The organism is Mesorhizobium sp. WSM3879 (assembly GCF_002294915.1).
In the GTDB taxonomy this organism is placed as follows: Bacteria; Pseudomonadota; Alphaproteobacteria; order Rhizobiales; family Rhizobiaceae; genus Mesorhizobium.
In genome coordinates this window covers 597,499-620,411 of sequence record NZ_NSFZ01000001.1, presented here as the reverse complement: position 1 = coordinate 620,411, position 22,913 = coordinate 597,499, and the positions used below count along the sequence as shown (strand labels likewise).

Below are 22,913 nucleotides of genomic sequence, written 5' to 3'. Positions count from 1 at the left end.
CGACTTGTGATCAACCGGAAAGTTCGGGTCTAAAATCGGCGCGCGTGCCGCCGCAAAGCTTGTGCGCGCGCACCACGGGTATAAACTTGGGACAGTTTGAAGCCTGAGCAGGGAAGGTCAGTTTTCAGATGAATCTGCGCATTTCGGGAAAACACATGGACATCGGCGATGCGTTCCGTACGCGCATCAACGATCGTGTCAACGAAGCGATTGAAAAATATTTCGATCGGGGTTTTTCAGGACATGTAACGGTCATCAAAGCAGGGTCGCGCTTCTCGGCCGATTGCATGATCCGCCTCGATTCCGGCGCCTCGCTGCAGGCGACCGGGGACGCCCAGGATCCCACGCTTGCCTTCGAGGCGGCCGCCGATCGCCTCGAAACGCGGCTCAGGCGCTACAAGCGCCGGCTGAAGTCGCACAATTCCAGCAACGGCAATGGCGAATCCACCGACATCGCCTACGCCGTGATGGAGCCGCTCGCCGACGACGAAGAGGAAATCCCGGAGAACTTCGCTCCGGCCATCGTCGCCGAATCGACCGTGACGCTTCGCACCATGTCGGTGGCGTCTGCCGTCATCGAGCTCGATACCAAGGACAGCCCGGTTTTCGTCTTCCGCAACGCCGGAAACGACCATGTCAATATCGTCTACCGCCGGCCGGATGGAAACATCGGCTGGATCGATCCGTCGACCACCAAAGTCGCGCAGGGATAAGAAAGCCGGCCGCGCGAGGGGGACGACCGGCGCGGTAGGCGAGCAAGGGATTTTTCAAGCATGGATCTCAGCGATCTCATCAGCGTCCCGGCTATCATGCCGGCGTTGAAGGCGAATTCCAAAAAACAGCTTCTGCAATTGCTGTCGGAGAGGGCGGCGGCGATTTCAGGCATTCCGGAGCGGGAAGTGTTCGACACCATCCTGCAACGCGAGCGGCTGGGCTCCACCGGCGTCGGCAACGGCATCGCCATTCCGCATGGCAAGCTCGCAGGGGTCAAGCGGATCGCAGGCGTGTTTGCCCGGCTGGAGGCGCCGGTCGATTTCGAGGCGCTCGACGACCAGCCGGTCGACCTGGTGTTTCTGCTGCTTGCGCCCGAAGGCGCCGGCGCCGACCATCTTAAGGCGCTGTCGCGCATCGCGCGCGTGCTGCGCGATGGCGATACGGTGGCCAAGATCAGGGGGACGCGCGACGCAGTGGCGATCCACGCTCTGCTGTCGGATACCCAGGCCTCGCACGCGGCCTGAGGTTGGGTGAAGCTGGTCTTTGGATAAACCCGGTTTTTGGGATATAACCTTGAGGGGCCGCCGGGAGCGGCCCTTTCCAATTCAGGCAACGACCCCAAATTCAAATAGTGATTGGGTCAGTGGATGGCGACCGTGGTCAGATCATTCTCCAGCGCACCCGCCAGGGCCCGGTCACGGGCATCGGAAAGCAGGATCGGCTGACCGTTGGCGGCAAACAGCGCCCACAGTTCCAGCCCGGGCGCGATTTCGCCGAGGCCGGGGAAGCGGCCGCGCAAATCGTCGCTCGATATTTTCCTCAGATATGCGACCGAACCTTCGCCGAGATGGGCGAATTCGCCGCTGGTCATGGTCAGGGTTTCGTCAATTCTGGTCATTACAAGCCTCCTTGGCGCAAGGACGCCACTTCCGGCCGTCCCGCATTAGAGCCATCGGCAAAGATCAGTCTTTCACCGATATGTTTATTTTCCGTACCAGCCGCTCGGCCTCCGGACGGTCGAGATCGATCGACAACAGGCCGTTCTTCAATTCCGCGCCGACCACCCGCATGCCGTCGGCCAGCACGAAGCAGCGCTGGAACTGGCGAGCGGCGATGCCGCGGTGGAGGAACTCACGCTCGGTGTCGTCGGTCTGACGGCCGCGCACGATCAACTGGTTTTCCTCGGTGGTGACATCGAGGTCGTTCTCTGCGAAACCCGCCACGGCAAGTGTGATGCGCAGCCTTTCGGCCTTGCCGTCCGAGGCGCCCAGACGCTCGATGTTATACGGAGGGTAGCTGTCGCCCGACTTCGCCAGACGTTCGAGCGTCTTTTCCATGGCGTCGAAGCCCAGAAGAAGCGGGCTGGAGAAGGGCGTCATTCGACTCATTGTTACACTGTCCTCTTAAGAGCGACACAAACCGGAAAAACCCGGATGGCATTTTTCCCGATGGTCTTGATATGGTCCGCCGCGCGATCAAGTTCAAGCCGTGAAAACCCCGCCCAAAAAGACTCCCCAAAGGAATAGAAATGCCCCAGTCACGAAAGATCATCATCGACACGGATCCCGGCCAGGACGACGCCGTCGCCATATTGCTGGCGCTCGGCAGCGCCGAGCTGGAGGTCGTCGGCATCACCGCCGTTGCCGGCAACGTGCCGCTGAAGCTCACCGAGAAGAATGCGCGCAAGATCTGCGAGCTCGGCGGCCGACCCGACGTCAAGGTCTATGCCGGCGCCATCCGCCCGCTGGCGCGCGAGCTCGTCACCGCCGAGGACGTGCATGGCAAGACCGGCCTCAATGGACCCCAGCTGCCCGAACCGACGATGCCGCTGCAGGAGCAATACGCGGTCGATTTCATTGTCGAGACGCTGATGCGTGAGGAAGCGGGCACGATCACGTTGTGCCCACTCGGGCCGCTCACCAATGTCGCGCTGGCGCTGATCCGCGAGCCGCGGATCGCGCCGCGTATCAAGGAGATCGTGCTGATGGGCGGCGGCTTTTTCGAGGGCGGCAACGTCACGCCTGCCGCCGAATTCAACATCTACGTCGACCCGCAGGCGGCGGATTTGGTGTTCAAGTCGGGCGTTCCGATCGTGATGATGCCGCTCGACGTCACCCACAAGGCACTGACCTCGGCCAAGCGCATCCAGGCCTTCCGCCAGCTCGGCACCAAGGTCGGCACCGCAACCGCCGAGATGCTGGAGTTCTTCGAGCGCTTCGACGAGGAGAAATACGGCACCGACGGCGGGCCGCTGCACGATCCGTGCGTGATCGCCTATCTCATCAAGCCGGAGCTGTTCAAGGGTCGCCGCTGCAATGTCAGCGTGGAGACCAGCTCCGAGCTGACCATGGGCATGACGGTCATCGACTGGTGGGGCGTCACCAAGCGCGAGAAGAACGCCATGGTGATGCGCGACATCGACCACGATGCGTTCTTCGCGCTGCTGGTGGAGCGGCTGGGGCGGCTCAACTGACCGTCAAAGCGGCCAACTGAGCACACGTCGTCATCCGTTGAGCAACCGATAGGTGTCGGCGCCGTGATTGTGGTGCTGTCGCTCGATGGGAAGGACGGAGCCGACAAGATGGGGTCGCCTCACATCGTCGTCGACAGATATCCGTGTGTTGTCGTCATCAAGGCGCAGATCGTAGGTGTAGTATAGATTGTGGCCGATCGTGCCGTACGGATTGATGGGCTTCACCCTGACGTATTCGACCACGCCCATCACGCGTTGAGTGGCGATGACCGGATTGGCCTGAAGCTCAACGATGGCGATGGATTTCATAGCCGCAAATGCGCAGAACAAAGCGACGCCGATCACGGCGTCGCTGTACTCATATTGCCAAATAAGCAAGCGATTCCGGAAGGAAACGTTTGACTTGTTCATCCTGAAGAAGTGTGCTGCCAAGCACAGTTATTCAATAGGCGTCAAAAATAATTGCGACCAGAGTATTCGCTCTCATTTCGCCTTGGAGAACGCCAGCCAGAGCCCGCCGCCGACCAGGAAGCTGCCGCTGATCCGCGACATCAGCTTAACGCGGCTGGCCGAGAGCATGCGCCCGGCGCGGCCGGCGGCAAGCGCGTAGGTCGAATCCGACATGGCGGCGAAGACCATCGCGGTCAGGCCCATGACCACGATCTGCAGCGTGTAATTGCCCTGTGGCGCGATGAACTGCGGGAAGAAGGCGCCGAAGAAGACAAGCGTCTTCGGATTGGAAATCGCCACCAGGAAACCTTGCAGGAAGAAGCCGCCGCGCGGTTTCTTGGTCGATCCATCGGGGTTCAGGGCTCCCTTGGCGCGGAGCATCTGCACGCCCATCCAGATGAGGTAAGCCGCACCGATCAGCCGCACCCATTCGAACCAGTGACCCATGCCGGCGATCAGCGTGTTGAGGCCGATGCCGACGATGGCGATCATGATGGCGAGCCCGGCCTGGGTGCCCGCGACATTGGCCAACCCGGCGCGCGAGCCATGGCGGATACTGTTGGCGATGATCAGCGTGACCGTCGGCCCGGGTACCAGGACGATGACGATGCAGGCGACGACATAGGCGGCGTAGAGTTCCAGCGACATGTTTTCCCTCGAACAGGATCGCGCCGACACGCGCGGAGCGCGATCAATGCACGGAGTTGACGCCGGCGCAAGCGCGCCAGCCGGTTGAGCCCGTCAGGCAGCCCCCGCCGGCCAGGGCAGCGTCGCCTCATAGGCGGCGCCGGCCTGCAGGACCGCCAGGTCGCCGCGCGGCTGGCCGATCAGCTGCATACCCATCGGCCGGCCCTTGCCGTCGAAGCCGACCGGCACATTGAGCGCCGGACAACCGCCGAGCGTGGCAAAGGCGGAGACCTGCATCCAGCGGTGATAGCTGTCCATCGGCCGCCCGGCGATCTCGCGCGGCCAATGCGTCGAGACCTCGAAGGGGAAGACCTGGGCGGTCGGCAGCACGATAAGGTCGAAGCGCTCGAACAGCGACAGCAGCGTGCGGTGCCATGAGGTGCGCCGGACCGAGGCGGCATGGATCTGGGGCGCGGTAAGGCGCATCGCCTGCTCAACTTCCCAAACGGCCTCCGGCTTCAGCAGCCTGCGCTTTTCCGGATCGTCATAATGCGCCTTCAGTCCGCAGCCGCTGCTCGCCTGGCGCAACGTCACAAAGGCCTGCCAGAGCGCTTCGAAGTCGGCATCCGGCACCAGCGTTTCGCTATGGAACGCGGCGTCCGCGAAGCGGGCAAGGGCCGCCTCGCACAGGTCGAGAATGCCTGGCTCCATCGGCAGATGGCCGCCGAAATCGCCGAGCCAGGCGATGCGGCCGCCGGTGGCTTTCTCCCGCAGGCCTTCGAGAAACGAGCCCTGCTTGTCATGCGACAATGGCACCCGCGGATGATAGCCGGCCTGCTCATCGAGCAGCAGCGCGATGTCGCGCACATTCCGGCCCATCGGCCCTTCGACGCCCATCTGGGCGTGGAAGACATCGATGTCGGGGCCGGCCGGCACTAGCCCTTGCGAGGGGCGGAAGCCATAGACGTTGTTGTAGGCCGCCGGATTGCGCAGCGAGCCGCCGAAATCGCTGCCGTCGGCGACCGGCACCATGTCGAGCGCCAGCGCCACCGCCCCGCCGCCGCTCGAGCCGCCGGCGGTAAGCGTCGGATCGAAAGCATTGAGCGTCGGACCGAAGACCGGATTGTAGGTGTTGGAGCCCAGCCCGAATTCCGGAACATTGGTCTTGCCGATGATGATGGCGCCGGCCTTGCGCAGGCGCTCGACGAAGAAATCGTCTTCTTGCGGGACGAAATCGGCGAAGATCGGCGAGCCGAAGGTTGTTCTTAAGCCCTTGGTCAGGGCGAGGTCCTTGATGGCGATCGGCAGGCCGAACAGCGATCCGGCCGCGCCGCCCCGTGCCAAATGGGCGTCCGCCCTGTCGGCTTCCGCCAGGATATCGGCGCGCTCGCGCAGCGACACGATGGCGTTGACCAGCGGGTTCACAGCATCGATGCGGTCGAGAAAGGCGCTGACGACCTCTCGCGCCGACAGACGGCGCTGCCTGATCGCGTCGGTAAGCTCTACGGCGGACAAGCGACAGATGTCGCCGGCCGGCGGCACGGCGTGTTTCGTCGACGGGCGCATCGCCGTCACCGCGCGGCCAAAGCCGTGTCGACATCCTTCGCCAACGGAATCGCCGGCTGCGCACCCGGCTTCAAGCAAGCGAGCGAGCCTGCCGCCGCGGCGCGCGTGAGCGCCTGTTCGAGCGGGAGGCCGGACGACAGGCCGGCGCCCAAATAGCCGCAAAAAGTGTCGCCTGCGCCGACCGTGTCGACCGGAGTTATCTTCAGTGCCGGGACGGTGAGGAAATGGTCGGGAGTGGCGGCCAGCACGCCGTCGCCGCCGAGCGTCACGACGATGGCGCGGCCTGTCTTTTCGGCATAGTCGCGCATCCGCGCCTCCCGGTCGCGGCCGGTGAGCACCAGCGCCCCGCCATAGAAGTCGAACTCGGTCTCGTTCGCGACGGCGTAGTCGGCCTTGCCGAGAAAGCCGGCCGCCTCGGGGCGGAAAGGCGCGGTGTTGAGCACGCTGACGGCACCCGCCGCGCGGGTTGCATCGAGCGCCGCTTCGACCGTGGGCAGCGGGATCTCGTGCTGCAAAAGCACGACATCGCCCTTCTTCAGATACGCCTTGGCGATGTCGCCGGGCAGTACAGAATCGTTAGCGCCCGGCACGACGGCGATCACATTCTCGCCGTCGGCGCCGACCAGGATGAGCGCTGTGCCCGTGGAGGCGAAGCTCTCGCCGACGCCGGAAAGATCGACACCGCCGGCCTTCAGCAGCGCCAGCGCTTCGGCGGCAAAACTGTCCTTGCCGACGGCGCCGACCATGCGCACCTCAGCGCCTGCGCGGGCGGCCGCCAGCGCCTGGTTGGCGCCTTTGCCGCCGGGAGCGGTGGCAAAGCCGGAGCCGCGGACCGTCTCGCCGGGTTCAGGCAAACGGTCGACATTGGCGATCAGGTCCAGGTTGATCGAGCCGACGATGATGATCAAGAAAGCTCTCCTGCACGAGCGGGCGAGCCTTCGATCGAAGGCCGATGCCGCAAGTCTTTGCATTTACGCATTTGCTTGCGCGGGAGGCTAGCCGCAAAGACCGTCTATTGCCAGATCAAGCCGGTTGTGCGCCGCACCGGCCCACAGCATCATTCGCAGCGCACCGTCACCGTGCCCTGGTAGTTGCCGGCCGGGAAGATGCCCGGCGATTTCGTGGCCGTGAGATCGACCTGGATGGTGTGAGTGCCGTTGGTCACCCGCTGCGGCGAACTGCCCGGGATGTCCGCGCCTGAGCCATCGAGGCGGAAGACGGTGGCGAAGGTGACGTCGGTGTCGCCGCCGCTCGGCGCGGACGTGAAGGCAATCGGCGCCGGCGCCGAGACGGAATAGCAGTCGAGCAGGTTGAGGATCGTGCATAGCGTCGCATTCGCGGTGATGGTGGCGCCGGCGCTCGACCCGCCCGCCTGCCTGGAGCCCAAGATATTGATGGCGGGGTTCGATTTCATCGTTCCCGAGGCGCCGATCATGATGGTGCAAGTGCCGATGATCGCCGCCGGAGCCGGGAGCGAGAAGCTTGCAAGCGCAGCCACCGCGGCGATCAGCGCGCGGCTATTTCTTTTTCTTTTTCTTGTCATTGCCGGTTGTGCCTCTGATGCTCCAGCCCTCGTTAGCCCATCCAGTCGATGCGGCAGCGGAGGCGGTCGCGGGATTGGGAGCAGCCACGCTTCCCGTCTGGCCGTCGGCGCCGAGACCCATCTTGAGCAGCTTCAATTCGAGCTGCAGGCGCTCGACCTCGAGTTCGTAGAGGCGGCTGCAATCCACGCGCTTCGGCGTCCGCCCGATCGGGACCACCACGCGGCCGTAAGTGGCGAGGTCGCTGTTCGACTGGCTGTTGCTGTTGCCGCGGATGACGCCGACGTCCAGATAGGCGCCGCTGCCGGAAACGGCCGAGCGGCAGGTCGTGCCGTCGGAAGCATGAACCTCGTCCTGGCCCTGGGGCAGGGTGACGCCGGGCAAGGTGAAGCCAGTCTGGTTCTGGTTCAGGTTCAGTATATCCTCAGCATACCCCTGACTTGCGACCGCCAAGGCGGGCAGCAGGGCAAGCGTCAGAACCTGCGATGCCCGAAGAACTTTCCGCATATCTGAGCCCTTATCTGCGTCTGCTCGCTTGGAAAGGGGATACTCTCGGTACAGATACGCACTTTACGCTCGTTCGCGCCGTCGAACGGGACGACCACCAGAACCGGGCGCGACGCCTGGCCGGCCAGAACGAAGGCCTTCGGCGTGATCCTGGCGTCGATCGGCCGAAAGTCCTGGTCATAGACATGAATCTCGACGCGTATGCGCTGGTCGTAGGGGTTGCCGGGGAAAACCCGGACCGCGAAAGCATCGGTGAAGGACCTGACCTCGCCCCGCATCGGCGTCATCGACTGGCCCTCCGCGGCAATGGGAGACAGCACGGCGATCAACCCCGCCGCCAGCATTCCGATCGTTCTCAAGGACCGCTCCTTTCGCGTGAGGGCTATTCGCAGCGCAGCGTCACGGTTGCCTGGTAGTTGCCGGCGGAGAAGCGGTCCGTGCCGCTCTTGGTGCCGGCAAGATTGACCGCGACCGTCGATGTGCCCGGTACGGTGAGCGCCGTCGCTGTGCCGGTTTCGGCAATGGTCTGCGCGCCGGAGGTGGCAAAGGTCGGGGTCCATGTCGTGGCCGTGGTGTCCGAGGCCGGGACGGTGGTGATGGTGACCGGATCGACGCTGAGCGTGACGCCGCCGGTGGTATCGACCTGGGCGCTGCCGGCCGAACCGCCGGCATTGTGAGAGCTCAGCGACTGAAGATTGCTGCTGACGGTCATCGTGCCGTTGGAGTTGATCGTGACCGTGCAGGTAGCGGTGATAGTGCCGTTGAAGAGGACGTTTCCGGTGGCTGCCGATGCAGTCTGGCCGGTGCAGACGGCCAGCAGGCTCGCGGCCATTGCGACGCGAAAGAACTTCATCGGACCCCTCTTTCGAGCCGGCGAATGCGGCTCAATACAGAGGTATCATCCGTTTATCGTGGTTAATTTAGCGTTAAACAAGATAACGACTGCAAACAACTCAAAATACAACTGCAGAAACCTGAGGTTGTTTCGGGTTGCATTTCCCGATATTTCGGATGTATTGTTTCGATTATACTTACCTATATTCAGATCCACGGTTTTTCGCAATGGCGCGCGGAAAAAACGAGGTTTCAGGACGCCATTTGTCCCGCCTCCCAGCCGAGGATGGCGCGCTTGCGTGTCAGGCCCCAGTGATAGCCGGTGAGCGCGCCGGACTTGCCGAGCGCACGATGGCAGGGCACCACGAAGGACATCGGGTTGGCGCCCACCGCGGCACCCACGGCCCGGCTGGCGCTCGGCGCGCCGATGCTTGCCGCAATCGAGGAATAGGTGCAGGCCCTGCCCATCGGAATGCGCAGCAGCGCCTCCCAGACGCGCAGCTGGAAATCGGTGCCGATCATCACCACACGCAGCGGCTGGTCGGCGCGCCATTTGGTCGGATCGAAGACGCGCGCGGCATAGGGCTGGGTGGCCGACATGTCTTCGACGTAAGCTGCGTTCGGCCAGCGGCCGGACATATCGGCGAAGGCAGCCCGCTCGCCGCCGGCGTCGCAGAACGCCAGGCCGGCCAGCCCGCGATCGGTGACCATGATCAACGCAATGCCGAAGGGCGAGATATGATAGCCGTAGCGGATGGTCAGGCCGGCGCCACGGGTCTTGTAGTCGCCGGGCGACATCGCTTCGTGCGTGACGAAGAGGTCGTGCAGCCGGCCGGGGCCCGACATGCCGAGCTCGAACGAGGTTTCGAGCAGCGGCATGCCGGAATCAAGCAGCCTGCGCGCATGGTCGAGCGTCACCGCCTGCAGAAAGGCCTTGGGTGACAGGCCGGCCCAGCGCGTGAACAGTTTCTGCAGGCCCGTCGGCGTCTCGCCGACCGCCTCGGCCAGAACCTCCAGCGAGGGCTGGTCGCGATAGTCGAGGCTGATCTTCTCGATGGCGCGGCGCACGATTTCGTAGTCGCTGCCCACGGGCGTGATGTCATTCTGCAGGATCGCTGACGGTTCCATCCGGGTATTCATGGTCATCTGGGCGTTCATGGCAATATCTCCCATGGCTATCTGCTCGGCCGCGAATATCGGTCTTCCCGCGCATTGCCACCACCCGAAACTTGCCTTCCTCCGGCCCCTACCCAGATCGAGCAGGCTTCGAGCCGAAGGGCGATGACGGCCGGCGAAAAGATAGATTTTACCGGGGTAAGGCAGACCTTGCTGATGACGCTCTACGGCAAGGGCGCCGAGCGCCGTGCTAGTTCAACGCGCCCTGGCGGTCGCCAGTGCGCGCGAAAAGGCAGCAGCAAAGCTTTCGCGGGAATCGGGATCCAGGAAAGACCCGATCGAAACGCTTTCGCCTTGCGCCTCGACGGCCATTTTGGTGATGCCGATCTCGGCATGGCGGGCGATCGAAAAGCGGGTCCAGAACGGGTTGAAGCGATGATCCTCGAAGCGGCCCGACGGCGCCGTTTTGCGGATGTCAAGCCTGGTGCGCGAGACCGATATTTCCTCACGGGCGCGGGCCGCCCGGTAGTTGGCGCGAAAGGCGATGTAGACGGCGACCACGTCCAGCCCCAAGAAGCCGAAGACCGGCCATGCGCCATGAGCCAGGAAGATCGCGCCGGTGACCGCCCAGCCGAACACCAGGGCGCCCATCAATATCAGAAAGCCGGTCCGACCGAGGGAGCGATGCGGCGTCAGCAGGGCTTGGAAGAATGGCTTGTCGGCTTCGAACGAGGCGTTTGTGTCGCTCATACGGAAACATTATAGGAAGGGAATGGCGCCGCCCAAGTCCAAAAAATCCTTCCCCGTCAAAAAGCCGTCGGCCTCAGCCTCAGGCGGCAGTGCAAAAGCAAAGACGCCCTCCCGGAAGGGCGGGCTGCGCTCGCTTTACACGCCCGCCGAGGTGCATGAGATTTTTCGGCGTTTTTCCGTGCAGCGGCCCGAGCCGAAGGGTGAGCTCGACTATGTCAATCCCTTCACTCTTCTGATCGCGGTGGTGCTGTCGGCGCAGGCGACCGATGCCGGGGTAAACAAGGCAACGAAGCCGCTGTTTTCGGTCGCCGATAAGCCGCACAAGATGCTGGCGCTCGGTGAGGCCAAGGTCGGCGACTACATCCGCACCATAGGCCTGTGGCGCAACAAGGCCAAGAACGTGGTCGCGCTCTCGAAGGCACTGATCGACGACTATGCCGGCAAGGTGCCCGAAGATCGGGACGAGCTGGTCAAGCTGCCGGGCGTGGGACGCAAGACCGCCAATGTCGTGCTCAACGTCGCCTTCGGCCAGCACACGATGGCGGTGGACACGCATATCTTTCGCATCGGCAATCGTATTGGATTGGCGCCCGGCAAAACGCCGGAACAGGTTGAGCAGGGGCTGTTAAAAGTCATCCCCGCCGAATACATGAGGCACGCCCATCACTGGCTGATCCTGCATGGCCGCTATGTCTGCAAGGCGCGCAAGCCCGACTGCCCGGTCTGTGTCATCGCCGATATCTGCAAGTCCAAGGAAAAGACCACCGACCTGCCGGCGCCGCTGATCGAGCTCGCGCCGCTCGACGAAACTGAGGACCGAGCGATTGGTGTCAGCTAGGCGGAGTGTAGCGGATAGCGCCAGCCGACGGCGCCTGCAGCCAAAACGCCGAATTCAAAAATCGCAACGAAATTCAACGACTTAATTTTCCTCCACAAACACCTCTTCACGCTTCTTCTTGACCGCGGGCAGGAAGACGATGACGAGCACGGCGAGTGCGATGAAGAGCAGGCTGGCGCTGATCGGTCTCGTCACGAAGGTGCTCGGGTCGCCACGCGACAGAATCATGGCGCGACGCAAGTTTTCCTCAAGCAACGGGCCGAGCACAAAGCCGAGCAGCAGTGGCGCGGGTTCGCAGCGCAGCTTGGTCAGGAGGTAGCCGAGCAATCCAAAGAAGGCGACGGCGTAGAGGTCGTAAACATTGGTGTTGACGCTGTAGACGCCGATCGAGCAGAACGCCATGATGATCGGAAACAGCACGTAATAGGGGATCGTAAGGAGCTTCACCCAAAGCCCTATCAGCGGCAGGTTGAGGACGATCAGCATCAGGTTGCCGATCCACATTGAGGCGATGATGCCCCAAAACAGCTCCGGCTGTTCGGTCGCGACATTGGGGCCGGGCACGATGCCCTGGATGATCATCGCGCCGATCATCAGCGCCATTACCGGATTGGCCGGAATGCCAAGCGTCAGCATGGGGATGAAGGAGGTCTGCGCGCCGGCATTGTTGGCCGATTCCGGCCCGGCGACCCCTTCGATGGCGCCCTTGCCGAACTCCCCCGGGTTTTTCGATACGCGCTTTTCGACCGTGTAGGAGGCAAAGGCTGCAAGGATCGCGCCGCCTCCCGGCAAGATGCCGAGCGCCGAACCAATGATCGTTCCGCGCATGATGGGCGCGGCCATGCGCCGAAAATCCTCGCGGGTCGGCATGAGGCCGGAGACTCTTCGGATCAGCACGGAGCGCTCATGCTCGTTCTCGAGGTTGCGCAGGATCTCGGCGACGCCGAAGACGCCGACCGCTACCGCGACGAAATTCAGCCCGTCGGCATATTGGGTGATGCCGAGCGTGAAGCGCGGCGTGCCGGTATAGATGTCGGTGCCGACAATGCCGAGCAGCAGGCCGAGCACAACCATGGCCAGCGCCTTGACTATCGAGCCGTGGGCGAGCGCGACGGACGAGACGAGGCCGACGACCATCAGCGAAAAATACTCGGCCGCGCCGAATTCCAGCGCCATCGCCGTCAGCGGCGGAGCAAAGATGGCGACCAGGAAGGTCGACACCGTGCCGGCAAAGAACGAGCCTATCGCCGCGATCGCGAGTGCCGCCCCGGCGCGGCCGTTTTTGGCCATCTGGTAGCCATCGATTGCGGTGACGGCTGACGAGGATTCGCCGGGCATATTGATGAGAATGGCGGTGGTGGAGCCGCCATATTGCGCGCCGTAATAGATGCCGGCGAGCATGATGAGAGAGGAAACCGGGTCGCCTATCTGGAACGTAATCGGCAAGAGCATGGCGATGGTTGCGGTGGCGCCGATGCCGGGCAGGACGCCGATCAGCGTGCCGAGAAGGACGCCGATCAGACAGAAACCGAGATTTGTCAGCGATGTCGCCGTCGAAAAGCCGAGCACCAAGTTGGCGAGGAGTTCCATGGTCGTCTCCTCACAATGGCAGCCACGGGCCAAAGCGCCGGAACGGCAGGCCGAGTGCGTAGCTGAAGACGAGTGATGCAAACAGCGTCAGCCCGGCCGACAACACGAGCGCGGTCAGCGGTTTCATGCGGGCGCTGGCAAAGGATGCGATCAGCGCCGTCAGGAAGATCGACGGGATGAAGCCGAGGCCGCGCACCGTCAGGCCGAAGAAGATCGGAGCGGGGAGGATGAGCAGCATGCCGCGCCACGCAATGTGGCCGATCGCCTCGCTCTCGAAGCGCACTGCCTGAACGAGGATGATAACGCCAAGCAGGAGCAGCACGATCGCCAGGACCAGCGGGAAATAGCCCGGTCCCATGCGGAAGGCGGTGCCGATTTCGAGGCCGAGCGACTGCAGCGCGAAAAATGCGCCGAAGGCGATGAACAGCGCGGCGCATATGCCGTTGGTCGTGTCGATTGCGAAAGGCTTCATCACGTTCCTCTCAGGTGAGCACCCCGGGCGCGCCGTTGCAACGCAAAACGGGGCCGAAGCAAAAACGGGGCGCCGATTGCGCCCCGTCCAAAACCTCAGTCGGCGTACTGGCCGGCGGCTTCGATGATCGGCTTCCAGCGCCCGATCTCGCTTTCAAGCTTGGCCTTCAGCGCCGCCGGTGTCGCGTCGGCTTCGGGCGACGGCTTGGTGCCGAGTTCGGCGAAGCGGGCGGCGACGTTCTGATCCTTCAACGCGACCTGCAGCGATTTCGACAGGCGTCCGGTGATCTCGGCCGGCGTACCCTTTGGTGCGTAGAGGCCGTGCCAGATGCTGACCTGCACCTCGGGAAGGCCGCCTTCCGTCGTCGTCGGGACGTCCGGCAGCACATCGAGGCGTTCCGGCGAGGTGACGGCATAGGCCTTGATCGTGCCGCCCTGGATCTGCTTGGTGGTGTTGGTCGTCTGGTCGCACATCATGTCGACCTGGCCGCCAAGAAGATCGGTCATTGCCGGGCCGGTGCCCTTGTAGGGCACGGTGACCAGCGGCGTACCGATGGCGCTCATGAACAGCATGCCGCACAAATGCGAGGCCGCACCGATCCCGGCATTGGCGACGGTGACAGTATCCTTGTTGGCCTTGGCGTACTCGACCAGTCCCTTCAGATCGGTCGGCTCAAGGTCCTTGCGGCCGACGACGGTCATTGGCACCTCGGTGACGAGGCCGACATATTCGAAGGCGTTGAGCGTGTCGTATGCGAGCTTTCTGTACAGCGTCGCACTGGTCGCCATGCCGATGTGGTGGAGGAGCAGCGTATAACCGTCCGGGTCAGCCTTCGCGACGCGGCCCGCGCCCAGCGTGCCGCCGGCACCGCCGACATTCTCGACGATGACCTGCTGGCCGAGATCCTTCGACATGGCTTCGGCGATGAGGCGTGTGACCGTGTCGGTCGGGCCGCCGGCCGCAAACGGCACCACCACGGTGATGGTGCGTTCCGGATAGGTCTGCGCGCCCGCGGCGAACGGATAAAGCGTGACGGCCGCTGCGGCAGCCAGAGCGGCAACAAATTTTCTCATTGTGACTTCCTCCCAGAGTATGAATCTTCAGCCACCGCGCGAAATTCCTCTCGGCGACGGCTGTGATGTAATAGCAACTAGTGCAGGCTGGCAGATTGCAATCGGACTCAAACGGCCAAACTGCGATTATCTACAACCATCCACAAGATGGATGGAAAAGATCTGGGTCGAATGATGGATCGCGGGATGTCGTCATCTGACGACGGTACGTTGGCGGATGCCGGTTGCTGCCCGATCCCTGCTCTTCCTCGGTTCTATTCTAATAACCGTAGCCGCGCGCCATCGCCGCCGCAAAGACCGGGATGAGCAGGAAGATGAAGCCCTCGGCGCGGACATAGTTCTTCACCGAGGCGAGCTCCGCCGCCGGAACCGAGAAGGATGGATTGCCGCTCGCCTGCCTGCTCCAGGAGATGAAGCGCACGGTCGGGATGATCGACAGCAGGCCGACGATGATGAAGGCCATCATCTTTGCCCAGAACACCCAGTTGAAGACGTAGAACTCCCAGCCCTTCAGGCCGAAGAACACCCGGCAGATGCCGACGATGACGATCAGCGCGGCGATGATGCCGTAGTGGCGGTCGATGCCGACAAGGCGCTTGAGCGTCGTCGCCCCCAACTCGCCGCGCACCAGCACGAACTCGGCGCCAATGATGCCGGCCAGCGAGAACACCAGAAGATGATGGGCGATCGCCAGCAGAAGGTCGGTGGTGTCCATTATCTTTCCTCAGATGCGCCGCGATATCGCTGAATCAGCTTCGTCCGAAGACTAACATCGCCTGTCGAGAATCCCACACGCCGAATGTCAGCCGGTCAATGACGGCGCTCATCCACTTGCGTCGCTGGAGGATGACCCGGGCGATCCTGGCCCTTGTTCGAACGTGCAGGTTTGCTAAGCGCTGCCGCTCAAAGGAGAGAACTGCGATGAGCATTGCAAGGGAAGCCGGGGTGCCGATCCTCGAGACGGCGCGGACGGTCCTGCGGCCGCATCGGATCGACGATTTCGAGACCTATGTCGCGATGTGGGCGGACCCGGGGGTCACCCGCTTCATCGGCGGCAAGCCGCGCACCCGCGAGGAAAGCTGGATGCGTTTCCTGCGCCATGCCGGGTTGTGGTCGCTGCTTGGCTATGGGTTCTGGGCGATCGAGGACAAGGCGACTGGCCGCTTCCTCGGCGAGGCGGGGTTCCATGATCTGAAGCGCGAGATCGAGCCCTCGATCGAAGGCGTGCCGGAAGCCGGCTGGGCTTTAGCTTCGAGTGCGCATGGCCAGGGGCTTGCAAGCGAAGTGGTCGGGCGCATCGTTGCCTGGGGTGACGAGGCGTTCGGGCGAGCCAGGACAGTCTGCATCATCGATCCCGAAAATGGCGCCTCGCTCAAGGTCGCAGATAAGAACGGCTATCGCGAGATGCTGCGGACCACCTATCACGACAAGCCGACGATCCTGCTGGAGCGGTGGGCCGGAGGGCCAACAGCCTAGAGGGCAAATGCCGGGTTCGTCCGCCTCCGGTGCTGGCGCGCTTCTCGGATCAGCGTTTGGCCTTGGACCTGTTCAGGGCCACCGCTGCTCGCACGAGAGCCTTGAACGCTTCCTGGTCGATCTCCTCGCCTTCGCGAAAATCGATGGCGCGCCTTGTGTTGCCTTCAAGGCTGGAGTTGAAGAGACGTGAGGGATCCGGCAGCGCCGCGCCCTTGGCGAAGGTCAGCTTGACGACGGCCTTGTAGGTCTCGCCGGTGCAGATCATTCCGGCGTCCGCCCAGACCGGCACGCCGCGCCACTTCCATTCCTCGGTGACGTCCGGATCGGCATCCTTAATCAGGGCGCGCAGCCGGCCGAGCATCTCGCCCCGCCAATCGCCCAAGTCCGCGATACGGCCATCGATCAGCTCGGAAGGAGACTTGCTTTCCTGCACGCCGACTTTCTCCATATGTGTCCTCCTTCAACACCCGCTAGACGGATCGCCATGATGCCTCGTCGGGCGGACCGTGACTGACCGATAATGCGCTTACATTCGTTCGCCAGGCAATTGACTCGCCTGTTTCACCCAGGAGACGAATTGCGCTTCGTCGAGCTGGTCGTCCTCATGGATGTGAAAATAGCGCGTGTCCTTGCTCTTGGATTCGCCGGGCGGCACCGGCTTCAGCGACATGCCGCGAAAGAAGGCCACTTCGACGTATCTGGTGAAACAATGAATGCCGAGAAACCAGCCTTCGCCGTCCATGCCGTAAAACGGCGAGTTCCATTTGATGGCCTTCTGCACGTCGGGGACGGCCTGCATGATGAGTTGGTCGAGCCGGCGGCCTAGCTCGCTCTTCCAACCCGGCATCGCCGCGATATAGGCCTGCACGGGAGCGTCACCATACCCCTTGGCGATCTGCGGGTTGCCGCCCGAAAGCAGGACGGGTTTTTCCCCCGACGGCCTGGCTGCAACCTTTGCCGATTTCGCTTTTGCCATCAGGCCGGTCCGGCGCGCTCGCGCGCCGGCCCACCGCGCCACCTTGCGGCATAGGGCAGCACGAACATGTAGAGGCCGCTGAACAACAGCAGGAAAAGCGGCAGGAGCGGCGAATAGACCACCCAGGCCGGCGGCTCGCCCAACGCCATGGCGATGAAGTTGGCGATGACGGTCACGGTAAAGATGATCGACAGCCAGCGATGCAACTGCCTGATCCACTTGCTCCAGTCCAATGCTTCCTCCTCTGAAAGAACCAATGAACGCTGGGCTTACCAGCGCGCCAGCTGCGTCATCTGGATGAGATTGCCGCCCTCACTCGATCCGCGAAAGCACCTGCTCCAGGGCCGCAAAGAACCTCGGCCAGCCAACGGTGGCGCCCCGGAAATACGGCTCCTGGTCAGTTCGGAAGCCCGTCTGCTCCATGCGCAGGCGAGTGCCGGCGCTGGTCGGGGTGAGCGTCCATGTGACGACGCTCTCTAGATCCTTGGTGTCCCAGGTGTAGGAAAGCGTTTTGTTTGGCTCGACTGTCTGGACCTGGCACTCGACACCGCCCCAGTCCGCGCTCAGTTCGAAACGGTGGTCTACGACCGGCTTGAAGTTGTTCTTCATCAGCCACTCCTCGATGAGATGCGGTTGGGTCAGTGCCCGCCAGATCTTTTCCGGCGGATGGGGAATCTCGCGCTCGACGACAACGGAGCGCGTTCCGGCCGGCATATCGTTCATTGATCCATCCTCTGCAGCAGATCCTCGAGATCGTCGAACCGGCTCTCCCAGAACCCGGCCATATAGCGAGTCCAATCCATTAGCGGCGCCAGCGCGCGAAGCTGCGCGCTGTAATGGGTCTGGCGACCCTCGTGGCGGTCGCGCACCAGTCCGGCTTGCTTGAGCAGGCCGAGATGTTTCGACACCGCCGGCTGCGAGACACCGGCCTCAGCCGTCAGCGCGCCGACCGTCTGCTCGCCTTGCCGGCACAGACGCTCGAAGATGGCGCGCCTTGTCGGATCGGCAAGCGTCCGGAACAGCAAATCGTGTGCGTTCGTCATCTGGATCGATAACTCAATGGCTATTGATTGACGTATAACCAGTGAGATATATGTGAGTCAAGCAGAAGCCTGGAGGATGGAAGCTTAGGGCGCAGCCTCGGCGTCAGCGCCTCCAGAAATCGCGGTGTGGTGCGAGCAGCTCGTCCGCGACTTCGGGGAAGGGGCCAAACACCTCGATCTTTTTCTGCCCGGAGTCGAGCACGGCGCGCGAAGAAAGGCTCATCGTCGGATTCTCCGCGTGATCGCCGGTGAGCGCGAGAAGCTGGGTCTCCTCGAAGCCGTAAACCAGCCGGCCGATATTGGCCCAGTAGAGCGTTCCGGTGCACATCGCGCAGGGCTCGCCGGTTGAGACGAGCGTGCAGGTCCAGAGAAACTCCGGCGAATAGGCAGCCGCCGCGCGTCGCGCAAGTTCGGTTTCGGCGTGATGGACGGTGTCGATATTGCCTTGGCGCATGAGGATGGCGTCGTCGGGGCCGACCAGCACCGCACCGAATGGATGATGACCGTGCGCCGCCGCCTCGCGCGCCGCGGCGTCGGCGGATCGGAGATGGGCGAGCATCTGATCGCGGGTCATGGCAAAACCTATCGCGCCGCCATCCACCCGATGAGCGGCCCGTCGAGCCGAGATTGGTGCCAAGGGACGCGATTGGCAAGAGCTAACCGTCGCTTGAGCGTCCACCTGCCCGAAGCTCGGCGACATTGGCCTGCTGCGTGCCGGAAACTCGAATTTGATGCTCGCCAAAACCCGGATCCGTTGTGGGCTCCGGCGGCGTGTCGAGGCTTGCCGCATCCAGCATGGATGCATCTTCGCCAAAAGCGCGGGTGGCGCGGGCTGCAGCTTCGAGCAGCGGCCGCTTCATGCGGGTGAGGAAGGCCGCGTCGACCCGCGTGTTCGGACCGGCGAGCGTGAGCACGCCGAGCAGTGTCCGTCCCGGCCCGAAGACAGGGGCGGAGATGCCGGCAGTCTGTGGATCGCGGTCACCGATTGAAATGTAACTATAGGTTTTCCGGATCGTCTCGTAAGGCTCGCCCTGCTCTCCCGAGAAAGCGGCCAGCACCCGGCCGCCCGAACCAACCAGCAAGGGCAGCACGTCACCTTCCCGTATCGTGTAGCGGATCGGGTGCTTGGACTCGACCCGGTAGAGACAGGTGCGGACGTCGCCCGAGCGGACATAGAAGGCGACGCTTTCCCAACTCCGCTCGGAGAGATCGCGCATGATCGGCAACAGGATATCCATCGCCACGAGCGAGCGCTGGTAAAGCGCGCCAAGCCTAAAGGTCGCCGGTCCGATGCGATAGCGTCCGTCCTCCAGGCGCTCCAGCAATTGCCCGCGCATCAGCGAGTTGGCCAATCTAAGGATCGTGCTCTTGTAGAGACCGGTTCGGGCCGCGATCTCGGCGAGGCCGAGCGACCGGTCGGCAATGGTGAACGCGTCGAGGATGGCGATTGCCCGGTCGAGCGCGGCAACGCCGTCGGCCGGAGCCTGGCTTGGAGGGAGGTCTGTCATTGCGGTGACGATTTTCATGGTGGTCGCCCATCCGGGAATGACCCTGGACATGCGGATTTAGTCCGATCCTATGCGTTCTGTCCAGCAGAATGGCATTCCCGTGACAGAACGCGGTAACAAATGCTTGAACTCAAATGCGGGTCTTAATTCAGGCCACGTCTTGGCAGGCACCGGAGGAGGTGTCGTGATTTGGAGGAATCCCATGCTGAACAGACGCAGATTCTTGTCGACCACCGCCGCCGGCTTCGCGGCTTTGCATTTCGGACCCGCCTTTGCGCAGGACGCCCCGCAAATCCAAATTTTCGTGCCGGCGGCCCCCGGCGGCGGCTGGGACCAGACCGCGCGCACGATCGATCAGGTGCTGCGCTCCGAAAAGCTGATCTCCGGCTCGCAGATCACCAATGTCGGCGGCGCCGGCGGCACGGTCGGCCTGCCGCAATTCGTCAACCAGTGGAAGGGCAAGGGCAACGCGCTGATGGTTGCCGGCATGGTCATGGTTGGCGCCATCATCGCCAACAAGGCCGCCAACAATCTCACCGAAGTGACGCCGATCGCGCGCCTCACCGGCGAGTTCGAGGCGCTGGTGGTGCCGGCAGCCTCGCCGTTCAAGACGGCCAATGATTTCGTCGCGGCGCTGAAGGCGGATCCGACGAAGGTTCCGGTGGCCGGCGGTTCGGCCGGCGGTTCCGACCACATCCTTTTCGGCCTGATCGCCAAGACGGCCGGCGTGCCTGCCGCCAACCTGTCCTATGTGCCGTTCGCCGGCGGCGGCGAGGCGCTGTCGGCGCTGCTCGGCAACCAGGTCGCGGCCGGCATTTCCGGCTATGGCGAATTCTCCGAGCAGGTCAAGGCGGGCGCGCTCCGGCTGCTGGCGATCTCGTCGGACAAGCGCCAGGAAGGCATCGACGCGCCGACATTGAAAGAGGCCGGCATCGACGTCGAATTGTTCAACTGGCGCGGCGTCTTTGCACCCCCCGGCGTTTCCGACGAAGACAAGGCGGCGATGATCAAGATGGTCGAGACCATGGCGAAGAGCGAGGCCTGGGCGACCGAGTGCAAGAACCGCAACTGGACGCCGATTCTGCTGACCGGCGACGATTATGCCAAGTTCGTCGCCGAGGACACGACACGCATCGGCGCGATCCTCAAGGATCTCGGCCTCGCCTGATCGCCTCCTGCCTGATCTCGAAGGAGGCTGCATCGCCTTCTTCGAGACAGCGGACATGCGACGGTTCAATGAAACTGCGGCGAAGCCGGCAGTGGAAGGCCGGCTTCCGGGGAGGAGATCATGAGCACCAGCGACCAGCAGGCGTCACCGCCGCGCCTTGCCATACCCGAATTGCTGATCGGCGTCGGGCTTCTTGCCTGCGCCGGGGCCGTTGCCTGGCAGACCCTGGCGATCCCGGTTTCGCCGCTCTATTCCAAGGTCGGCCCGAAGGTCTTCCCCTACATGACCATGGCCGGCATGGTGATCCTGTCGCTGCTGCTCATCGTCGCCGCCCTGCGTGGCGGCTGGCAGCCGGACGAGGAAAAGGAGACGCCGACCGACTGGAAGGCGATGGGTTTCGTGGTCGCGGGGCTCGTTGCCAATCTCGTGCTGATCCAGCCGCTCGGCTTCACAGCCGCCTCGGTGATCATGTTCGTGCTGGTCTGCTTCGGCTTCGGCAGCCGGCATCCGCTGCGCGATGCGCTCCTCGGCCTGATGTTGGCGCTGGCGGCCTATTTCGGATTCGCCAGAGCGCTCGGCGTCAACATCGGGGCCGGCCTGATCGAGAACCAGCTCAACGCGTTGATCAGCGCCTTCGTCGGCATGGGAAGGGGCTGAGGACGATGGACACGCTCGGTTATCTCGCGCACGGATTTGCGGTCGCCTTCACGCCGACCAATCTCTTGTGGTGCCTGCTCGGCACGACGCTCGGAACCGCGATCGGCGTGCTGCCCGGGCTCGGGCCGGCGCTGACCATCGCGCTGCTTTTGCCGATCACCTACCAGGTGGCGCCGGAAGCTTCCTTCATCCTGTTTGCCGGCATCTATTACGGGGCCATGTATGGCGGCTCGACGACGTCGATCCTGCTCAATACACCGGGCGAAAGTGCCACCATCGTCACCGCGCTCGAGGGCAACCGGATGGCGCGTTCGGGCCGCGGCGGCGCGGCGCTCGCGACTTCCGCGATCGGCTCGTTCGTCGCCGGGACCCTCGGCACGCTGGGCGTCGCCTTCCTGGCGCCGATCGTGGTCAAGCTGGCGCTGGCTTTCGGGCCGGCGGAATATTTCTCGCTGATGGTGCTCGCCTTCATCACCGTTTCGGCGGTGCTCGGCTCGTCCTCTGTGCGTGGACTTACCAGCCTGTTCGTCGGCTTCGTCATCGGCATGATCGGCGTCGACCTGCAGACCGGGCAGCCGCGCTTCACCTTCGGCATGGGCGAGTTGCTCGACGGCGTCGACGTCATCATCGTCGCGGTCGGCCTCTTTGCGGTCGGCGAGACTCTCTACGTGGCCTCGCGCCGCTATGCCGGGAAGGACGAGATCGTGCCGCTGAGGGGCTCGCTCTACATGACTGCTTCCGAATGGGCGCGCTCGTGGAAGCCGTGGCTCAGGGGCGCGGCAATCGGCTTCCCGATCGGCGCCCTGCCCGCCGGCGGGGCCGAGATCCCGACCTTCCTGTCCTATGCCATCGAAAAGAAGCTTTCCAAGCACAAGGAGGAGTTCGGCACGGTCGGCGCCATCGAAGGCGTCGCCGGGCCGGAGGCTGCCAACAACGCGTCGGCTGCCGGCGTGCTGGTGCCGATGCTGACGCTTGGCCTCCCGACCTCGGCAACGGCGGCGATCATGCTGTCGGCCTTCCAGAGCTACGGCATCAATCCCGGACCGCTGCTGTTGACGACGCAGGCCAATCTCGTCTGGGGCCTCATCGCCAGTCTCTTCATCGCCAACGTCATCCTCGTCATCCTCAACCTGCCGCTGATCGGCCTGTGGGTACGATTGCTCAAGATCCCGGCGCCGCAGCTCTATGCCGGCATTCTGGTGTTCGCCACCGTCGGCACCTACGGCATCTCGCAGTCGCCGATCGATCTCATCATCCTCTATCTGCTGGGCGCGGCGGGCTTCCTGATGCGCCGCTTCGATTTTCCTACGGCGCCGGTCATCATCGGCATGATCCTCGGGCCGCTCGCCGAGACGCAGTTCCGCCGGGCGATGACGATCGCCAATGGCGACTGGACGGTGTTCTACCGGCACCCGCTCTCGCTGACGCTTTTAACGCTCGCCTTCATCGGTCTGGTCGGCCCGCATATCTGGGCCTGGATCGAACGCCGGCGCACGCGCGGACCAGAGCATGTGCCGGGCGATGCCTGACCGAT

31 protein-coding genes are annotated in these 22,913 nt (G+C 63.5%); 8 read left to right on the top strand and 23 right to left on the bottom strand.

Translation table 11 applies throughout. From position 1 onward, the window contains the following. The first annotated feature begins 128 nt into the window (after positions 1-128). Positions 129-713, top strand: coding sequence for a ribosome-associated translation inhibitor RaiA (gene raiA, locus CK218_RS02985; RefSeq protein ID WP_067004045.1), 585 nt, complete (start codon positions 129-131; stop codon positions 711-713). Between the two features lie 60 nt (positions 714-773). After that, entirely contained in the window at positions 774-1,238 is a 465-nt protein-coding gene (ptsN, locus tag CK218_RS02980; RefSeq protein WP_067004043.1) for a PTS IIA-like nitrogen regulatory protein PtsN, read from the top strand. A gap of 116 nt (positions 1,239-1,354) precedes the next feature. Here the strand turns inward: ptsN and CK218_RS02975 are convergent, their stop codons facing one another. Together CK218_RS02975 and CK218_RS02970 are read right to left on the bottom strand one after the other, a co-directional pair. Continuing rightward, positions 1,355-1,612: a DUF1150 family protein gene (locus tag CK218_RS02975; RefSeq protein ID WP_067318876.1), complete on the bottom strand. Its 258-nt coding sequence runs from the start codon at positions 1,610-1,612 to the stop codon at positions 1,355-1,357. 64 nt (positions 1,613-1,676) lie between these two features. Then, a complete protein-coding gene (locus CK218_RS02970; protein ID WP_067004038.1) occupies positions 1,677-2,102 on the bottom strand; it encodes an Hsp20 family protein in 426 nt (141 codons plus the stop codon). A gap of 140 nt (positions 2,103-2,242) precedes the next feature. Between CK218_RS02970 and CK218_RS02965 the strand changes: the two genes are divergently transcribed. Continuing rightward, a complete protein-coding gene (locus CK218_RS02965) occupies positions 2,243-3,187 on the top strand; it encodes a nucleoside hydrolase (RefSeq protein WP_095826789.1) in 945 nt (314 codons plus the stop codon). A 30-nt stretch (positions 3,188-3,217) separates the two neighbouring features. Here CK218_RS02965 and CK218_RS02960 read toward each other — a convergent pair whose 3' ends face one another. The 10 genes from CK218_RS02960 to CK218_RS02915 form a co-directional block, all read right to left on the bottom strand. Continuing rightward, positions 3,218-3,619, bottom strand: coding sequence for a hypothetical protein (locus CK218_RS02960; protein ID WP_179294417.1), 402 nt, complete (start codon positions 3,617-3,619; stop codon positions 3,218-3,220). 51 nt (positions 3,620-3,670) lie between these two features. After that, positions 3,671-4,285 (bottom strand): LysE family translocator, encoded by a 615-nt coding sequence (locus CK218_RS02955; protein WP_095826788.1) that lies wholly within the window; start codon positions 4,283-4,285, stop codon positions 3,671-3,673. Positions 4,286-4,378: 93 nt separating this feature from the next. After that, positions 4,379-5,830, bottom strand: a complete 1,452-nt coding sequence (locus CK218_RS02950; protein WP_095826787.1) for an amidase — start codon at positions 5,828-5,830, stop codon at positions 4,379-4,381. Positions 5,831-5,835: 5 nt separating this feature from the next. Beyond that, on the bottom strand, positions 5,836-6,738 hold the full coding sequence (locus CK218_RS02945; RefSeq protein ID WP_095826786.1) for a ribokinase: 903 nt from the start codon (positions 6,736-6,738) through the stop codon (positions 5,836-5,838). A 149-nt stretch (positions 6,739-6,887) separates the two neighbouring features. After that, positions 6,888-7,373 (bottom strand): hypothetical protein, encoded by a 486-nt coding sequence (locus tag CK218_RS02940; RefSeq protein ID WP_095826785.1) that lies wholly within the window; start codon positions 7,371-7,373, stop codon positions 6,888-6,890. Beyond that, a complete protein-coding gene (locus CK218_RS02935) occupies positions 7,348-7,878 on the bottom strand; it encodes a hypothetical protein (RefSeq protein ID WP_067004024.1) in 531 nt (176 codons plus the stop codon). The genes CK218_RS02940 and CK218_RS02935 overlap by 26 nt, the downstream gene beginning before the upstream one ends. After that, the gene (locus CK218_RS02930) at positions 7,845-8,222 is read right to left on the bottom strand and encodes a hypothetical protein (protein WP_095783522.1); all 378 of its coding nucleotides are present in this window, start codon (positions 8,220-8,222) and stop codon (positions 7,845-7,847) included. Before CK218_RS02930 ends, CK218_RS02935 begins: the two co-directional genes overlap by 34 nt. A gap of 38 nt (positions 8,223-8,260) precedes the next feature. Then, on the bottom strand, positions 8,261-8,731 hold the full coding sequence (locus tag CK218_RS02925) for a hypothetical protein (RefSeq protein WP_095783521.1): 471 nt from the start codon (positions 8,729-8,731) through the stop codon (positions 8,261-8,263). 233 nt (positions 8,732-8,964) lie between these two features. Continuing rightward, positions 8,965-9,870 carry a methylated-DNA--[protein]-cysteine S-methyltransferase gene (locus CK218_RS02920; RefSeq protein ID WP_164746661.1) on the bottom strand — a complete coding sequence of 302 codons (906 nt, stop codon included), beginning with the start codon at positions 9,868-9,870 and terminating at the stop codon, positions 8,965-8,967. Between the two features lie 213 nt (positions 9,871-10,083). After that, positions 10,084-10,578, bottom strand: coding sequence for a DUF2244 domain-containing protein (locus CK218_RS02915; protein WP_095783520.1), 495 nt, complete (start codon positions 10,576-10,578; stop codon positions 10,084-10,086). A gap of 22 nt (positions 10,579-10,600) precedes the next feature. On the opposite strand from CK218_RS02915, the gene nth reads away from it, so the two are divergent. Beyond that, entirely contained in the window at positions 10,601-11,416 is an 816-nt protein-coding gene (gene nth, locus CK218_RS02910) for an endonuclease III (RefSeq protein WP_095826784.1), read from the top strand. Between the two features lie 81 nt (positions 11,417-11,497). On the opposite strand, the gene CK218_RS02905 is transcribed toward nth, so the two are convergent. The 4 genes from CK218_RS02905 to CK218_RS02890 form a co-directional block, all read right to left on the bottom strand. Continuing rightward, positions 11,498-13,006, bottom strand: a complete 1,509-nt coding sequence (locus CK218_RS02905) for a tripartite tricarboxylate transporter permease (RefSeq protein ID WP_095826783.1) — start codon at positions 13,004-13,006, stop codon at positions 11,498-11,500. Positions 13,007-13,016: 10 nt separating this feature from the next. After that, positions 13,017-13,478: a tripartite tricarboxylate transporter TctB family protein gene (locus tag CK218_RS02900; RefSeq protein WP_067004012.1), complete on the bottom strand. Its 462-nt coding sequence runs from the start codon at positions 13,476-13,478 to the stop codon at positions 13,017-13,019. Positions 13,479-13,573: 95 nt separating this feature from the next. Continuing rightward, the gene (locus CK218_RS02895) at positions 13,574-14,551 is read right to left on the bottom strand and encodes a tripartite tricarboxylate transporter substrate-binding protein (protein WP_095778744.1); all 978 of its coding nucleotides are present in this window, start codon (positions 14,549-14,551) and stop codon (positions 13,574-13,576) included. Positions 14,552-14,810: 259 nt separating this feature from the next. Beyond that, positions 14,811-15,266 carry a DUF2214 family protein gene (locus tag CK218_RS02890; protein WP_095826782.1) on the bottom strand — a complete coding sequence of 152 codons (456 nt, stop codon included), beginning with the start codon at positions 15,264-15,266 and terminating at the stop codon, positions 14,811-14,813. Between the two features lie 206 nt (positions 15,267-15,472). Here CK218_RS02890 and CK218_RS02885 point away from each other — a divergent pair, with 206 nt between their 5' ends. Next, complete coding sequence (locus CK218_RS02885; RefSeq protein ID WP_095826781.1) at positions 15,473-16,027, top strand: GNAT family N-acetyltransferase; 555 nt, start codon at positions 15,473-15,475, stop codon at positions 16,025-16,027. Positions 16,028-16,076: 49 nt separating this feature from the next. Here CK218_RS02885 and CK218_RS02880 read toward each other — a convergent pair whose 3' ends face one another. From CK218_RS02880 to CK218_RS02850, 7 genes are all read right to left on the bottom strand, one after another. Further along, on the bottom strand, positions 16,077-16,475 hold the full coding sequence (locus CK218_RS02880) for a DUF1801 domain-containing protein (protein ID WP_095826780.1): 399 nt from the start codon (positions 16,473-16,475) through the stop codon (positions 16,077-16,079). A 78-nt stretch (positions 16,476-16,553) separates the two neighbouring features. Further along, on the bottom strand, positions 16,554-17,003 hold the full coding sequence (locus CK218_RS02875) for a DUF1801 domain-containing protein (protein WP_095826874.1): 450 nt from the start codon (positions 17,001-17,003) through the stop codon (positions 16,554-16,556). After that, positions 17,003-17,236 carry a hypothetical protein gene (locus tag CK218_RS02870; RefSeq protein WP_095826779.1) on the bottom strand — a complete coding sequence of 78 codons (234 nt, stop codon included), beginning with the start codon at positions 17,234-17,236 and terminating at the stop codon, positions 17,003-17,005. The genes CK218_RS02875 and CK218_RS02870 overlap by 1 nt, the downstream gene beginning before the upstream one ends. A 79-nt stretch (positions 17,237-17,315) precedes the next feature. Beyond that, a complete protein-coding gene (locus CK218_RS02865) occupies positions 17,316-17,726 on the bottom strand; it encodes an SRPBCC domain-containing protein (RefSeq protein WP_095783513.1) in 411 nt (136 codons plus the stop codon). After that, a complete protein-coding gene (locus CK218_RS02860) occupies positions 17,723-18,046 on the bottom strand; it encodes a metalloregulator ArsR/SmtB family transcription factor (RefSeq protein ID WP_095826778.1) in 324 nt (107 codons plus the stop codon). Before CK218_RS02860 ends, CK218_RS02865 begins: the two co-directional genes overlap by 4 nt. Before the next feature lie 103 nt (positions 18,047-18,149). Further along, a complete protein-coding gene (locus CK218_RS02855) occupies positions 18,150-18,620 on the bottom strand; it encodes a nucleoside deaminase (protein WP_095826873.1) in 471 nt (156 codons plus the stop codon). Positions 18,621-18,702: 82 nt separating this feature from the next. After that, complete coding sequence (locus CK218_RS02850; RefSeq protein WP_082980771.1) at positions 18,703-19,554, bottom strand: IclR family transcriptional regulator; 852 nt, start codon at positions 19,552-19,554, stop codon at positions 18,703-18,705. Positions 19,555-19,756: 202 nt separating this feature from the next. Here CK218_RS02850 and CK218_RS02845 point away from each other — a divergent pair, with 202 nt between their 5' ends. From CK218_RS02845 to CK218_RS02835, 3 genes are all read left to right on the top strand, one after another. Continuing rightward, on the top strand, positions 19,757-20,722 hold the full coding sequence (locus CK218_RS02845) for a tripartite tricarboxylate transporter substrate-binding protein (protein ID WP_067318842.1): 966 nt from the start codon (positions 19,757-19,759) through the stop codon (positions 20,720-20,722). Positions 20,723-20,842: 120 nt separating this feature from the next. Further along, on the top strand, positions 20,843-21,379 hold the full coding sequence (locus tag CK218_RS02840; protein WP_095826777.1) for a tripartite tricarboxylate transporter TctB family protein: 537 nt from the start codon (positions 20,843-20,845) through the stop codon (positions 21,377-21,379). A gap of 5 nt (positions 21,380-21,384) precedes the next feature. Then, positions 21,385-22,908, top strand: a complete 1,524-nt coding sequence (locus CK218_RS02835) for a tripartite tricarboxylate transporter permease (protein ID WP_067318840.1) — start codon at positions 21,385-21,387, stop codon at positions 22,906-22,908. The last annotated feature ends 5 nt before the right edge of the window (positions 22,909-22,913 follow it).

Coding starts and splice junctions, on each gene's coding strand:
- raiA (WP_067004045.1), top strand. CDS start 129: ATGAATCTGCGCATTTCGGGAAAACACATGGACATCGGCGATGCGTTC.
- ptsN (WP_067004043.1), top strand. CDS start 774: ATGGATCTCAGCGATCTCATCAGCGTCCCGGCTATCATGCCGGCGTTG.
- CK218_RS02975 (WP_067318876.1), bottom strand. CDS start 1,612: ATGACCAGAATTGACGAAACCCTGACCATGACCAGCGGCGAATTCGCC.
- CK218_RS02970 (WP_067004038.1), bottom strand. CDS start 2,102: ATGAGTCGAATGACGCCCTTCTCCAGCCCGCTTCTTCTGGGCTTCGAC.
- CK218_RS02965 (WP_095826789.1), top strand. CDS start 2,243: ATGCCCCAGTCACGAAAGATCATCATCGACACGGATCCCGGCCAGGAC.
- CK218_RS02955 (WP_095826788.1), bottom strand. CDS start 4,285: ATGTCGCTGGAACTCTACGCCGCCTATGTCGTCGCCTGCATCGTCATC.
- CK218_RS02950 (WP_095826787.1), bottom strand. CDS start 5,830: ATGCGCCCGTCGACGAAACACGCCGTGCCGCCGGCCGGCGACATCTGT.
- CK218_RS02940 (WP_095826785.1), bottom strand. CDS start 7,373: ATGACAAGAAAAAGAAAAAGAAATAGCCGCGCGCTGATCGCCGCGGTG.
- CK218_RS02935 (WP_067004024.1), bottom strand. CDS start 7,878: ATGCGGAAAGTTCTTCGGGCATCGCAGGTTCTGACGCTTGCCCTGCTG.
- CK218_RS02930 (WP_095783522.1), bottom strand. CDS start 8,222: ATGCTGGCGGCGGGGTTGATCGCCGTGCTGTCTCCCATTGCCGCGGAG.
- CK218_RS02925 (WP_095783521.1), bottom strand. CDS start 8,731: ATGAAGTTCTTTCGCGTCGCAATGGCCGCGAGCCTGCTGGCCGTCTGC.
- CK218_RS02920 (WP_164746661.1), bottom strand. CDS start 9,870: ATGAACGCCCAGATGACCATGAATACCCGGATGGAACCGTCAGCGATC.
- CK218_RS02915 (WP_095783520.1), bottom strand. CDS start 10,578: ATGAGCGACACAAACGCCTCGTTCGAAGCCGACAAGCCATTCTTCCAA.
- nth (WP_095826784.1), top strand. CDS start 10,601: ATGGCGCCGCCCAAGTCCAAAAAATCCTTCCCCGTCAAAAAGCCGTCG.
- CK218_RS02905 (WP_095826783.1), bottom strand. CDS start 13,006: ATGGAACTCCTCGCCAACTTGGTGCTCGGCTTTTCGACGGCGACATCG.
- CK218_RS02900 (WP_067004012.1), bottom strand. CDS start 13,478: ATGAAGCCTTTCGCAATCGACACGACCAACGGCATATGCGCCGCGCTG.
- CK218_RS02895 (WP_095778744.1), bottom strand. CDS start 14,551: ATGAGAAAATTTGTTGCCGCTCTGGCTGCCGCAGCGGCCGTCACGCTT.
- CK218_RS02890 (WP_095826782.1), bottom strand. CDS start 15,266: ATGGACACCACCGACCTTCTGCTGGCGATCGCCCATCATCTTCTGGTG.
- CK218_RS02885 (WP_095826781.1), top strand. CDS start 15,473: ATGAGCATTGCAAGGGAAGCCGGGGTGCCGATCCTCGAGACGGCGCGG.
- CK218_RS02880 (WP_095826780.1), bottom strand. CDS start 16,475: ATGGAGAAAGTCGGCGTGCAGGAAAGCAAGTCTCCTTCCGAGCTGATC.
- CK218_RS02875 (WP_095826874.1), bottom strand. CDS start 17,003: ATGGCAAAAGCGAAATCGGCAAAGGTTGCAGCCAGGCCGTCGGGGGAA.
- CK218_RS02865 (WP_095783513.1), bottom strand. CDS start 17,726: ATGAACGATATGCCGGCCGGAACGCGCTCCGTTGTCGTCGAGCGCGAG.
- CK218_RS02860 (WP_095826778.1), bottom strand. CDS start 18,046: ATGACGAACGCACACGATTTGCTGTTCCGGACGCTTGCCGATCCGACA.
- CK218_RS02855 (WP_095826873.1), bottom strand. CDS start 18,620: ATGACCCGCGATCAGATGCTCGCCCATCTCCGATCCGCCGACGCCGCG.
- CK218_RS02850 (WP_082980771.1), bottom strand. CDS start 19,554: ATGACAGACCTCCCTCCAAGCCAGGCTCCGGCCGACGGCGTTGCCGCG.
- CK218_RS02845 (WP_067318842.1), top strand. CDS start 19,757: ATGCTGAACAGACGCAGATTCTTGTCGACCACCGCCGCCGGCTTCGCG.
- CK218_RS02840 (WP_095826777.1), top strand. CDS start 20,843: ATGAGCACCAGCGACCAGCAGGCGTCACCGCCGCGCCTTGCCATACCC.
- CK218_RS02835 (WP_067318840.1), top strand. CDS start 21,385: ATGGACACGCTCGGTTATCTCGCGCACGGATTTGCGGTCGCCTTCACG.